Below are 12,996 nucleotides of genomic sequence, written 5' to 3'. Positions count from 1 at the left end.
CATCAGCATGCAGTCAGCTTATCTTCTTCCTGGATGAGCGTGAGCCGGCGGAAAGAATCAGGTCTTTTCGGAAAATGCGCACCCCGCCCCGCAGGAGGCAATGGGCTGTTACATGATTACCTGCAATTTTAGTGACGATGATATTCCGCTGGCTCAGGACACCTTTTTCAGACATATAAATAATCTGGACCGGTTCTTGGTGATCTTTGCTGAACTGAAGATGATAATTCATGCTCTCAGCCTCCCGCTGTTCTTTATAGGCAGCAATACTGAAACAGGCTGGTAATTTTACTGCCTGCTCAACAGCCAAGTTTAAAAAAAGCTTTCTCTGTAACCAGTATATGCGAACGTATGTGCTTTATGCTACTATAAAGGAACGTTTGTTCTTAATTATATTGCTGGTTCATATGGAGGAAGATGGAAATGAGACACCGGATCATGTACACATTTGTTATACAAGGCAAAAGAGTCATTAAAATTATGGATTTTACGGAAGGGAGAATTGTGTCAGTCATGGAGGAGGAGTTGGCTGAAGGGGTCATTTATCAGGAACTTTTAGACGATCTTGCTGTTTTCCGGGAACGAATCAGATCAGGTCACTACGATTATGTTCCGCCAAGAGCGAAAAAATAAAGGAAAAGCCTGCCTGAAAGCGAATAATATACATAACAGATATGAGTTGAATTGGCAGCACATACACTATACAAAGGGGTGTTGGGTATGTCTGAAAAGGAACAGCTGAAAGAACTTCATAAACTGTCACAGGAGATCCTGCGAACCTTGCTTAAAGACGGGTATGAAGGGGACAGAAAAGATCTTATGCTTGCAGTAGAGCTGCTTTCGAGGTCGGTCGGGGACTTATCTGCGATGTACGGAAAAAGAGATGCCAGCCATGAAGATTTGCTCAAAGGAACCCTTGCTAAGCTGCAGATTTCCTATAATGCCGTTCAGCATCAATAAAGAACCCGCTCCGGTGACCGGAGCGGGTTCTTTATTAGCCGGCCAAGTATAACTTTTATCATTTAAAGGCACTGCTGTTCGGCAGATACTGGGCTATAGGACTTATTTTACCAAACACTTGTTCTGTTTACAGGCATGGATGTGCTATAATGGACTTGCAGCAGGTTGCCCGGATAACGGGAGAGTCCCCTTGCGGAAAGGGGGTGAGGCAGCGTGACCATTTATGAGAGTTTAATTCTGATGCTCACGTTCGGTTCAATGATCATCGCGATTCTTTCTTTTCCGAGAAAAAAATAGCCCTCTCTATTAGAGAAGGCTGAATCCCTGAGTAATTCTGCTGTGGCTGAAATAGATGTTGGCGCATCTATTCAGCCTTTAACTGAAATGTAATCCAATAAAATTATAACACAAGTGTCTGTTAACCTGCACTTTTTTCTTGCCTTTTCCGTCCGGCGGGACATGGCAGGGCGGGCAGAAGGCCGCAGTCCTGATGGCTTTTCACCGGCCTCCTTTTTTTCCTTCAGTCTTTCTTTTTCGTGCATCCCTCTCTTGTCCAGACCCGGTATCCAGGCCCTTGTTCTGCTTCAGCTGCATTTTTTGCTCCTTGCTGGCATCGCGTCGTTCATTCCTATCATGCAGGCTTCCTTTGCTTAAAGGTTGTACAGATGGGGTATTTATCCATCACATATGCTGTATCTTTTCCCGATGACAGATCGTATTCTTACTAATCCGCAAAGGAGTCGCGCTAATATGGAAAAAATTCGCACAGGACTGGTCGGCTTTGGATTATCTGGACAGGTTTTTCATGCACCATTCCTCCATGTACATCCAGGCTTTGAATTAACTAAAGTAGCAGAACGGTCCCAAAACCTGGCTAAAACCGCTTATCCCTATATTCAGCGGGTCCGCTCGTATGAGGAGCTTCTTGAAGATGAATCAATCGAATTAGTGATTATCACCACACCCAATGAATTTCATTACCCGATGATTAAAGACGCGCTCTATAAAGGAAAGCATGTGATTGTGGAAAAACCGTTCACGATTGCCTCAGCGGAAGGATATGAGCTCCAGGAACTGGCCAAAGAGAGGAGCCTGCTCCTGTCTGTTTACCATAACCGGAGGTGGGACGGGGACTTCATGACCGTACAATCGATAGTTAATCAGGAACTGCTTGGCAACGTTCATTCATATGAAGCTCATTTTGACCGGTTTGAAACAGAAGTGAATTCGGATCAGTGGCGGGAGAAAGCCCAGCCGGGTGCAGGGATTGTCTATGATCTTGGATCCCATCTGATTGATCAGGCCCTTACCCTGTTCGGGCAGCCATATGAAATCAGTGCGGATATATGGGTTCAGCGTGAAGGAGGGCATACCGATGATGCCTTTTCCATCCGGCTGCATTATCCTGGATTGACGGCGGAGCTGAAATCAGGAGTGCTCGTCCGTGAACCGGGGCCCCGATACCTCGTTCACGGCAGCAGAGGTTCTTTTGTGAAATATGGCATTGATCCACAGGAGGGACGCCTTAAACTGGGAGCGCTTCCGACGGATTTAACCGGAACTGAAGAGGAAAAGGAGTGGGGGATTCTCAATACAGAAATGAGCGGTCTTCATTACAAGGGCCGTGTAGAAACGATCCCGGGACAGTATATGGCATACTATGACCAATTCTATAAAGCTGTACGTGAAGGCGGGGACGTGCCGGTTACGGCAGATTCTGCAGCCAGGGTCATTAAGGTGATCGAATGTGCAAAAATGAGTGCAGAAGAAAAGCGGTCTGTTCCGTTTTTCTGATCCGGTCTGTTCCGGCTTCCTCTGGCCTTTTATTAAAAGGAAGATCTTTTTGGCGTCACCCTGTAAAGTATAAGCGGCTCTTTCTTTTGCCAACATAAGGGCAAAGGAGTGAATACCATGAAGAAGTACATGGCTTTACTGATGATAGCTGTAACGCTGCTTGCAGGCTGCAAGGAAGATGACCAGACTGCCCCCCGGACGTTTCTCATTCCCAAGGGCTATACAGGATGGGTGAAAATCGAATACACAGGCCAGAAAAATGTCTCTGCCTCCGAAAAGAAAGTACCTGTCCTTAAGGCAGATTCAAATGGGCTGATCAGAACAGAAGAAAGTCTCATTCATGAAGGCTGGGCGGACAGCGACTACTATTATGTGGACGATAACGGCAGTAAAACAAAGCTGAACCCTGATAAAATGATTCATGGCAATTCAAGCGGCAGAGAATCGGATAAACGGACAGAACAGTACTTTTTTGTCGGTACAGATGATCAATTCAGGAAAAACCAATATAAGCCCGAGCACCAATAATGGGACTTCACTCAATCCGGCGCTTTTCTACAATAAACGACAATATTCGTTGACGTACGGAGGAAAGACCTGTACGATATGAAGGGTTATAGCATGAAAAGGAGCTGGGTTGGTCGTGGAAACGCCCTTTATCGTTAAGAAAGTCCTTAATAATAACGTGCTGATTGCCGATCACCCGGAATTTCAAGAGGTTGTGCTAATAGGCAGGGGAATCGGTTTCGGCAGAACAAAAGGCGCCCGGATTGAAAAAGATGCCTATGAAAAGATGTTCGTGCTGAAAAATGAGCGTGAGCAGGAACAGTATAAAATGCTGCTTCCTTCCATTGATGAAGAAGTCATCGCAGTCATTCATGAGGTCATTGAGCATATTGAATCCAAGTTGCAGCAGCCTCTTAATGAACATATTCATATCGGTTTGACCGACCATATCTCCTTCGCTTTAAAAAGGCTGAAACAGGGGCTTGATCTTAGAAATCCTTTCCTTATTGAGACAAAGACGCTGTATCCTTTAGAGTATGAGCTTGCCAAAGAAGCGGTCGAGATCATTCAGGACAGGCTCAGTGTTGAACTTCCTGAGGGGGAAGTGGGATTTATCGTTCTCCATATCCATGGGGCGATTACGGATAAACCATTAAGCGAGGTAAACCAGGCGTCCCAGCTGATTGCGGTTCTGACTGGAATCATAGAAGATTCCCTGAAGATCGTGATTGACCGTGAAAGTGTCAATTACATGAGGCTTGTCCGTCATATCCGTTTCACGATTGACAGGGTGCTTGCCGGCGAAAAAGTCGAGGAACCTGAAAAAATGGCTAACCTGTTGAAAAACGAATATCCTCTATGCTATAATACGGCTTGGAAATTAATTAAAGTGATGCAGCAAACGCTTAAAAAACCCGTATATAATGCTGAAGCAGTCTATCTGACGATGCATTTATACCGTTTATCCAATAAAATATCGTAACCGGTATCAGCGTGTAACTGATTCGATCAGGCATGAGTGAACGAGGTGCAGTTCTCAGCTTCCCATTTGGAGAAGCGCCTATTTGGAGAACCTGCAATACCTTACTTCACCATGCCTTTTTGCGTTTCAAATAAAGGGGTCATATTCCTTTGTGAGAAAACGGTTTCAATCAGCATGTATGGATTTTTTAACCGCTGCTCGCGCACACTAAAATCAAGGAGGTTTGAATCGAATGTTTAAAAACTTATTCGGAGTCTTGCAGAAGATCGGGAAAGCATTGATGCTTCCGGTTGCAATTCTGCCGGCTGCCGGGATTCTGCTTGCATTTGGTAATGCGATGCAAAATCCGGAGCTGACTGCTAAAATACCTGCACTGACAAATGAAACGTTCACACTAATTGCAAAAGTTATGGAATCGTCAGGTGACATCGTTTTCTCGAATCTGCCGCTTCTATTCGCAGTAGGGGTTGCGATTGGACTCGCTAATGGTGATGGTGTTGCCGGAATTGCGGCAATCATCGGATACCTCGTCATGAACGTAACGATGAGTGCTGTTCTGACGCAAACAGGCCAAATTCCTACAGATGCTGTAGAGCAGGCTCAGTTTTTCCTTGCGGGTCACCCCGAATATGCGAAAGTGCTTGGAATGGCCACGCTTCAAACAGGGGTCTTTGGGGGTATTATTATAGGTGTGCTTGCTGCAGCCATGTACAACCGCTTCTATAATATTGAACTTCCCCAATACCTTGGATTTTTCGCTGGAAAACGCTTTGTTCCAATTGTAACCGCTGTTTCTGCACTGGTTATCGGTTTGATCATGCTGTTTGTCTGGCCTCCGGTTCAGACAGGCCTGAATGCTTTTTCAACAGGTTTGCTCGATGCCAATCCAACATTGGCCGCTTTCGTATTCGGTCTAATCGAACGTTCTTTGATTCCGTTCGGACTGCATCATATCTTCTATGCACCGTTCTGGTTTGAATTCGGCAACTATACAAATCAGGCCGGAGAACTGATTCGCGGAGATCAGCGGATCTTCATGGCACAGATTAAGGATGGAGCCGAGCTGACAGCCGGTACGTTTATGACAGGTAAATTCCCATTCATGATGTTTGGTCTTCCGGCAGCCGCTCTTGCCATTTACCATGAAGCGCGCCCGGAAAATAAAAAGTTCGTAGCAGGAATCATGGGCTCTGCTGCCCTGACTTCTTTCCTTACAGGGATCACTGAGCCGCTTGAATTCAGTTTCCTTTTTGTAGCACCTATCTTGTTTGCTATTCATGCAGTGTTTGCGGGTCTTTCTTTCATGATCATGCAAATCCTCAATGTAAAAATCGGTATGACCTTCTCAGGAGGAGTCATCGATTATGTTCTATTTGGAATTTTGCCGAACCGTACAGACTGGTGGCTGGTCATTCCAGTCGGACTCGTACTGGCTGTCATCTACTACTTCGGCTTCCGTTTTGCGATCCGCAAGTTCAATCTTGGTACTCCAGGACGCGAGAAAGCATCTGCTGAGGCAGAAGAGGGAAGAGCTGCAGCACAGCCGGGCGACCTTCCATTTGACGTTCTTGAGGCACTTGGCGGACAGGAAAACATTAAACACCTTGATGCATGCATCACAAGATTGCGCGTTCAAGTTCAAGACGTGAAACAGGTTGAAAAAGACCGCCTTAAAACCCTGGGTGCTTCAGGAGTTCTTGAAATCGGAAACAACATCCAGGCTATTTTCGGACCAAAATCCGATAACCTTAAATCGCAGATCCAGGATGTGATCGCCGGCAGACGCCCTCGTCCTGAAAAGCCTGTAAACATGGCTGATGAAGTCGAACAGCAAATCGAAGAAGTGAATCCAGAGGCGCTGCAGAACCATTTTGATGAAAATCATTTTGTTTCACCGATCAAAGGAAGAATCCTTCCGATCACAGAAGTGCCGGATCAAGTATTCTCCGGAAAAATGATGGGTGATGGTTTTGCTATCGAGCCTTCTGAAGGTACGGTTGTATCACCTGTAGACGGGAGAATATTAAATATCTTCCCAACGAAGCATGCGATTGGAATTCTTTCCGAAAGCGGACATGAAATCCTGATTCATGTAGGCATCGACACGGTTAACCTGAAAGGAGAAGGATTCCAGTCCTTCATCAGCGAAGGGGACACTGTGAAGAAAGGGCAGAAGCTGCTTGAAGTGGATTTGGAGTTTATTAAAGCCAACGCTCCATCAACCATCACACCAATCGTCTTCACGAACCTTAAAGAAGGCGAAGTGCTGGAACTGACTGCTGAAAATGATGTTAAACTTGAACAGAAGAACATTGTAAAAATCACGAAATCATAACAATCATGCAGTCCCACTTGTCAGATGACAAGCGGGACTGGTAAGATAACATATTGTGAACAATACAAAATATGCATAGCGATAAAGGAGAAGATAAACATGGCTGAAAAAACATTTAAAGTAACTGCGGAATCCGGAATTCATGCACGTCCTGCAACGGTATTGGTGCAAACTGCAAGCCGTTTTGATGCAGATATCAACCTTGAGTACAATGGTAAAACAGTGAACCTTAAATCGATTATGGGTGTTATGTCTCTTGGCATCGCTAAAGATTCCGAAATCAAAATCACTGCTGCCGGTTCTGATGAGAATGAAGCAGTAGCTGCTCTTGAAGAAACTATGAAAAACGAAGGGCTAGGGGAATAATGCTGGAACTTAAAGGTATCGGAGCTTCTGCCGGTATTGCGATAGCGAAAGCTTATCGCCTTGAAGAACCAGATCTTACTGTGTCCAAAACAACAGTAGCGGATCAGGATGCAGAGATTCGCCGGTTTGAAGAAGCCATTCAAAAGTCTAAACAAGAGCTGGAAAAAATTAAGGAACACGCTTTTAAGGAACTAGGAAAAGACAAAGCAGAGATTTTTGCTGCCCACTTGCTTGTTCTAAGTGATCCGGAGCTTTTAAATCCAGTTAAAGATAAAATCAGCAGTGATGCATCAAATGCTGAGTTTGCGATGAAAGAAACGGCAGATATGTTCGTCAGCATGTTTGAATCGATGGACAACGAATACATGAAGGAGCGTGCAGCGGATATCCGCGACGTGACAAAACGTGTCATCGCCCATCTGATCGGAGTTGAGCTTCCAAGTCCATCTCTGATTTCCGATGAAGTGGTCATTGTAGCAGAAGACTTGACTCCTTCTGACACAGCACAGCTTAACCGCCAATACGTACTTGGATTTACGACGGATATCGGCGGACGGACTTCCCACTCTGCCATCATGGCCCGTTCGATGGAAATTCCTGCTGTAGTAGGAACGAAAGAAGCTACAGCGAAAATCGAGAATGGAACGATGGTTATTGTGGACGGTCTGAGCGGAGATGTCATCATCAATCCTTCCTCTGAAACGATTGCGGCATACGAAGACAAGAAAAAGAAACACGAAGCTCAAAAAGCGGAGTGGGCCAAGCTTGTTAACGAACCAACCGTTTCAAAGGACGGACAGCACGTTGAACTTGCTGCAAATATCGGTACGCCGAAAGATGTTAAAGGCGTAATCGAGAATGGCGGAGAAGCAGTTGGACTCTACCGTACAGAATTCCTGTACATGGGACGTGACCAGCTGCCGACTGAAGACGAGCAGTTCGAGGCATACAAAGCGGTACTTACAAACATGGAAGGCAAGCCGGTTGTTGTCCGTACTCTAGATATCGGCGGAGATAAGGAGCTTCCATATCTTCACCTTCCTAAAGAAATGAATCCGTTCCTCGGTTTCCGTGCCATCCGTCTTTGCCTGGAAGAGCAGGATATTTTCAGAACCCAGCTTCGCGCTCTGCTTCGCGCAAGTGTTTATGGAAACCTGAGAATTATGTTCCCGATGATCGCGACCCTGGATGAATTCAGACAGGCAAAAGCGGTTCTGCTTGAAGAAAAAGCAGCGCTTCAATCTAAAGGAACAGCTGTTTCTGATGAGATTGAAATCGGAATCATGGTTGAGATTCCATCGACAGCTGTTATGGCGGATTCGTTCGCGAAGGAAGTCGACTTCTTCAGTATCGGAACAAACGACCTCGTTCAATATACGATGGCTGCCGACCGGATGAACGAACGGGTCTCCTATCTTTACCAGCCTTACAACCCAGCCATTCTCCGCTTGATCACAATGGTCATCGAAGCGGCTCATAGAGAAGGCAAATGGGTAGGCATGTGTGGAGAAATGGCAGGCGATCCAATTGCTATTCCAATTCTTCTCGGCCTTGGATTAGATGAGTTCTCCATGAGTGCGACTTCCATCCTGCCAGCAAGAACGCAGATTTTAAATCTTTCAAAAGAAGAAGCTGCGTCTTACAAAGAAAAGATTCTTGGTATGCAGACTACACAGGAAGTCATTGATTTCGTAAAAACCACTTTCAATGTGGAATAAGTTTTTCTGAAAAAAGACAGGTGCAGACCTGTCTTTTTTTGCATTTTTTTGTAGAAAACTGGGCCTTTATCAGGAAGAAAATGCTATAATGATGCTAAGTATAATGTCTGAATGAGTTGATCCTGACATGCTGCAAGCAAATCTGTAAGCGGGAAAAAGCAGCCGATGCCGCAGAAGCAGCTGCGAATCAGTAGATATTGGCGAAGATGAGGTTTTATATGGATAGAATGCAGCTGATTAAGAAACGAAACCGGTTTTTAATAAGATTGCTCCTGGCATTTTATGTGTTGGATCTGATCTTTATTTTTGCAATGAGCGGAGTCCGTGATTATTGGATTTACTGCCTGCTGTTCAGTTTCACTTTTATCTATCTTTTTACTGCTGAAAAGAAGCTGAAGCCGCAAATTGTGACGCTTTCTATCCTGCTGATCCTTTATGGATACCTGATCATGCTGAACTGGACCGTTCCGGCATTTGTAAATATTATGTTTCTTGCTCTTCCCCTTCTGATGAGCACCGTCTACCAGGACCGCAAGCTGCTGATTGGTTCGGGAGCAGCCACTGTTTTTCTGCAGCTGTATTTTTTCAATTCAAGCTTTGATTTGCTCCTTTTGGATCATACAAGAAAAGATATCGCGTATTATCTGATGTTTACGATGCTGATCATTTTCTTTCAGCTTTATTACCTGCGCTTTATCGGAAGGCTGTGGGAGCAGGTGCATGATAAACAGGAGGAACTGGCAAGCACGCTGGATTCAACGAAAGCCCAGCTCGAACTTCTTTTCTCGCAAAGCAAGGATGCGATCGTGCTTCTCGATTCCGAATTCAGAGTAATGGCTGTAAATCCTGCTTTTGAAGAGCTTTACAAGTGTCCGGAGGAAGAAATAACCGGGAAGCTCTATCCTTATGGAGATTACATAAACGGGACCGCCTTAAGCGACAGTCCTGACAATTGGGTTCAGCGGACGGACCGCTCCAGAGATGGCCGGCTGCTTGAGGTGGAAGTGGCTGTTTCCCCGATATTCAGCGAGAGGGGCACACTGATTGCCCGATCGGAGATTATCCGTGATATTACAGCAAGGAAAACCGAGGAACAGATCCTGATTCAGGCGGAAAAGCTGAAGACGGCAGGAGAAATGGCGGCTGGAGTCGCCCATGAAATCAGAAATCCTTTAACCGTACTCCGGGGTTTTCTGCAAATCCTGCATGAAAGCAAACCGGCTGATTACCCTTATACAGAACTGATGCTTGCAGAATTAAAAAGAGTGAACGATATTGTCAGCGAGTTTCTGGTGCTTTCCAAACCACAGACTGCCGTAAAGCTTCTGTTCAATTTAAGTGATGTATTAGACGAAACCATCGCTTTTTTCGGGACGGAAATGTCTTTAAAGAATATCGCTGTCAAAACAGAAGGAAATCCGCCCTGCATGGTGGAAGGAGACTGTAATCAGCTGAAGCAGATTTTAATCAATCTCCTCAAGAATGCAAGTGACGCCATGCCAAACGGGGGCAACATTTACATCACCCTTAAAAGGCTTGAGACCAAGAAGGCCGTACTGGTGATAAGAGATACCGGCACAGGCATTCCAGCCGGAGAATTAAAAAAGATTAAAGAACCTTTTTATACAACGAAGGAAAAGGGGACCGGCCTTGGTCTCGTTATTACTGAGCGGATTCTCGCCCAGCACGGCGGTTCGATGGAAATCACAAGCCAAGAAGGAAAAGGCACGGCTGTAACACTGACCCTGCCATGCATGAATTGACCTGCTAAAAACAACACAGTCCGAAACTTAACTTGCTGCAAAGATTTTAAAGGGAGACGCCCCTGGCGTTTTCCTTTTTTTATTTGGCTTTGTTAAAGCATAGTGTTGATTTTTCGCACTTGTTGATTGGAGCGAACGCCTGCTAGCTGCAATCAACCACCAAGTTTAACAGAGCTTTTTATTTAAGCAGGAGATAAATGCGAAGCAAAGAAAAACGAGCCCTGCAGGAAAATGACTAACGATTTTTTTCCATGGGCTCGAGTGCCTGAATAAGGAAATCTGGCTCCTTCCCCTTTCACAACATAAAAAAAGGGCATTTAGTAAAAATTAAGAGAGAAAAGTTTTAAAAAGGAGCTGACATACAAAAATGGACCGTGAGCAGGTAAAAGCAGGAGATACTGTTTATGTTATCTACCGGAACCCTCATGCAGCAAACGTTGCTGTGATAAAGGAGGCAGAAGTTGTTCAGCACCCTGCAGATGAGAATGATGTAGCTCTTTTCCTCTATGACACGTATCACGAATTGCTCCCGGATGATGCCGTGTTCACTGATTATAAAGAAGCTGAAAAGCTTTATAATGAATTGTTTGATCAAGAATCTTATGAAATGTAGAAGGAGGGAGCTTTTTGGTAAAGCCGTTTGTGCCGCAGCTTGTATATATTGAACCGAGAGCTCTGGAATATCCGCTTGGTATGGAGCTCAAAAAAAAATTCGAAGGAATGGGACTTGAAATCAGGGAAACCACCTCACACAACCAGGTGAGAAACATTCCGGGGAAAAATCACCTTCAGCAGTACCGGAATGCAAAGTCGACCCTGGTGGTAGGCGTTAGAAAAACACTGAAATTTGATACCTCGAAGCCATCGGCAGAGTATGCGATTCCCCTCGCTACAGGGTGCATGGGGCATTGTCACTACTGCTACCTGCAGACCACGATGGGAAGCAAGCCTTATATCAGGACATATGTAAATGTGGAAGAAATCCTCGATCAGGCTCATGAGTACATGGAAGAAAGAGCACCAAAGATCACGAGGTTTGAGGCATCCTGTACTTCCGATATCGTAGGGGTCGACCATCTGACACATTCTCTTAAGAGAGCAATTGAGTATTTTGGGCAGAGCGACCTTGGGCAGCTCCGTTTTGTAACAAAATTCCATCATGTTGATCATTTGCTTGATGCGAATCATAACGGAAAAACACGCTTCCGCTTCAGCATTAATGCAGATTATGTGATTAAACATTTTGAACCCGGTACTTCTCCTTTAGAAAAACGGATCGAGGCAGCGGTAAAGGTAGCGAACGCCGGCTATCCGCTCGGGTTCATCGTTGCCCCCATCTATATTCATGAAGGCTGGCAGGAGGGGTACAAACAGCTGTTCATCAAATTGAGCGAATCACTGCCGAAGCAGGCCACACGTGATCTGACTTTTGAAATGATTCAGCACAGGTTCACCAAGCCCGCTAAACGGGTGATCGAGAAAAACTACCCAAAAACGAAGCTTGAAATGAGCGAGGATGAACGCCGGTACAAATGGGGCCGCTATGGCATCGGGAAGTATATCTATCAAAAAGACGAAGAGCAGGAATTGAGAGATACACTCGAAGATTATATCGGACATTACTTTCCGGAAGCTAAGATTGAATATTTCACGTGAAAAAGAGGCAGCTGCCATGCTGCCTTTTATGCTTCATGCAGGATGCAGGACGGCTTAATATCCGCCGGCCAACTGTATATGATAAGATGAGGGTATCAACCGCAAGGGGTGGTAGGAATGGATTTAAATCTTCAGCATAAAACGGCTATCGTTGCAGCTTCGAGCCAGGGCCTCGGAAAGGCTGTTGCCGCGAAGCTCGCCCAGGAGGGAGCAAACGTTGTTCTCTGCGGCAGGGATGCGGATAAACTTGAAAAAGTGCAGCATGAATTGGCCTACCTTGGAGATGGACGAGTGGTAAGCAAGGTATGCGACTTAAAGGATGCCGGACAAATTAAAGAGCTCGTTCAGTTCACCGTTGATGAGTTCGGTGAAATCGATGTTCTTGTGAATAATGCCGGCGGCCCGCCAGCAGGAACGTTTGATGAACTGTCCGATGAGGATTGGCAGTCAGCATTTGAGCTGAACCTTCTCAGCCACGTACGGCTGATTAGAGAAGTTTTGCCGTACATGAACAGCGGCGGAGGAAGAATTGTAAACATCGCCTCTTCTTCGATTAAAGAGCCGATTTCCGGTCTGCTTCTTTCCAACACTTTCCGGCTTGGGATTGCAGGATTAACGAAAACTCTTGCACAGGAGCTCGCAGAAAGGAAGATTCTCATTAATACGGTTGCACCTGGGCGGATCGCGACAGAGCGGGTTGCCTTTCTGGACCGAACGGTGGCTGAAAAACAAGGGAAAACCGCAGAAGAAGTTACGGAAAAAAATAAAGCCATGATTCCGCTCGGGCGCTATGGAGAGCCGGAAGAGTTTGCAAATTATGCGGTTTTCCTTCTTTCAGGAGCGAATACATATGTTACCGGACAGACGCTTCTTGTCGACGGAGGACTGGTCAAATCTATATAAAGAAAGGGCGGG

General features: G+C 45.5%; 14 protein-coding genes. 13 read left to right on the top strand and 1 reads right to left on the bottom strand.

The window, feature by feature from the left end:
• Positions 1-13 precede the first annotated feature (13 nt).
• Entirely contained in the window at positions 14-232 is a 219-nt protein-coding gene (locus GKZ89_RS06925) for a hypothetical protein (protein WP_155111668.1), read from the bottom strand.
• Between the two features lie 191 nt (positions 233-423).
• Here GKZ89_RS06925 and GKZ89_RS06920 point away from each other — a divergent pair, with 191 nt between their 5' ends.
• The 13 genes from GKZ89_RS06920 to GKZ89_RS06865 all read left to right on the top strand — a co-directional run bounded on the left by GKZ89_RS06920 (position 424) and on the right by GKZ89_RS06865 (position 12,984).
• Complete coding sequence (locus tag GKZ89_RS06920) at positions 424-633, top strand: hypothetical protein (RefSeq protein ID WP_155111667.1); 210 nt, start codon at positions 424-426, stop codon at positions 631-633.
• An 87-nt stretch (positions 634-720) separates the two neighbouring features.
• Positions 721-960 carry a hypothetical protein gene (locus GKZ89_RS06915; RefSeq protein ID WP_155111666.1) on the top strand — a complete coding sequence of 80 codons (240 nt, stop codon included), beginning with the start codon at positions 721-723 and terminating at the stop codon, positions 958-960.
• Between the two features lie 213 nt (positions 961-1,173).
• Positions 1,174-1,257 carry a putative holin-like toxin gene (locus tag GKZ89_RS21570; RefSeq protein ID WP_430696903.1) on the top strand — a complete coding sequence of 28 codons (84 nt, stop codon included), beginning with the start codon at positions 1,174-1,176 and terminating at the stop codon, positions 1,255-1,257.
• Between the two features lie 453 nt (positions 1,258-1,710).
• A complete protein-coding gene (locus tag GKZ89_RS06910; protein WP_155111665.1) occupies positions 1,711-2,754 on the top strand; it encodes an oxidoreductase in 1,044 nt (347 codons plus the stop codon).
• A gap of 117 nt (positions 2,755-2,871) precedes the next feature.
• Complete coding sequence (locus GKZ89_RS06905; protein WP_155111664.1) at positions 2,872-3,282, top strand: DUF6843 domain-containing protein; 411 nt, start codon at positions 2,872-2,874, stop codon at positions 3,280-3,282.
• 115 nt (positions 3,283-3,397) lie between these two features.
• On the top strand, positions 3,398-4,243 hold the full coding sequence (gene glcT, locus GKZ89_RS06900) for a glucose PTS transporter transcription antiterminator GlcT (RefSeq protein WP_162356560.1): 846 nt from the start codon (positions 3,398-3,400) through the stop codon (positions 4,241-4,243).
• A 232-nt stretch (positions 4,244-4,475) separates the two neighbouring features.
• On the top strand, positions 4,476-6,578 hold the full coding sequence (gene ptsG / locus GKZ89_RS06895; protein WP_155111662.1) for a glucose-specific PTS transporter subunit IIBC: 2,103 nt from the start codon (positions 4,476-4,478) through the stop codon (positions 6,576-6,578).
• 99 nt (positions 6,579-6,677) lie between these two features.
• Positions 6,678-6,944 (top strand): phosphocarrier protein HPr, encoded by a 267-nt coding sequence (locus tag GKZ89_RS06890; protein WP_155111661.1) that lies wholly within the window; start codon positions 6,678-6,680, stop codon positions 6,942-6,944.
• Complete coding sequence (gene ptsP / locus GKZ89_RS06885; RefSeq protein ID WP_155111660.1) at positions 6,944-8,662, top strand: phosphoenolpyruvate--protein phosphotransferase; 1,719 nt, start codon at positions 6,944-6,946, stop codon at positions 8,660-8,662. The genes GKZ89_RS06890 and ptsP overlap by 1 nt, the downstream gene beginning before the upstream one ends.
• Positions 8,663-8,880: 218 nt before the next feature.
• A complete protein-coding gene (locus GKZ89_RS06880; RefSeq protein WP_162356557.1) occupies positions 8,881-10,425 on the top strand; it encodes an ATP-binding protein in 1,545 nt (514 codons plus the stop codon).
• Between the two features lie 367 nt (positions 10,426-10,792).
• Positions 10,793-11,038, top strand: a complete 246-nt coding sequence (locus GKZ89_RS06875; protein ID WP_155111658.1) for a transcriptional regulator SplA domain-containing protein — start codon at positions 10,793-10,795, stop codon at positions 11,036-11,038.
• A gap of 14 nt (positions 11,039-11,052) precedes the next feature.
• Positions 11,053-12,081 (top strand): spore photoproduct lyase, encoded by a 1,029-nt coding sequence (gene splB / locus GKZ89_RS06870; RefSeq protein WP_155111657.1) that lies wholly within the window; start codon positions 11,053-11,055, stop codon positions 12,079-12,081.
• 117 nt (positions 12,082-12,198) lie between these two features.
• Positions 12,199-12,984, top strand: a complete 786-nt coding sequence (locus GKZ89_RS06865) for an SDR family oxidoreductase (RefSeq protein ID WP_155111656.1) — start codon at positions 12,199-12,201, stop codon at positions 12,982-12,984.
• The last annotated feature ends 12 nt before the right edge of the window (positions 12,985-12,996 follow it).

Source organism: Metabacillus mangrovi (assembly GCF_009711125.1).
Lineage (GTDB): Bacteria > Bacillota > Bacilli > Bacillales > Bacillaceae > Metabacillus_B > Metabacillus_B mangrovi.
Note: the sequence above shows the minus strand (reverse complement) of the source record. Positions and strands in the feature narration are given on the sequence as shown.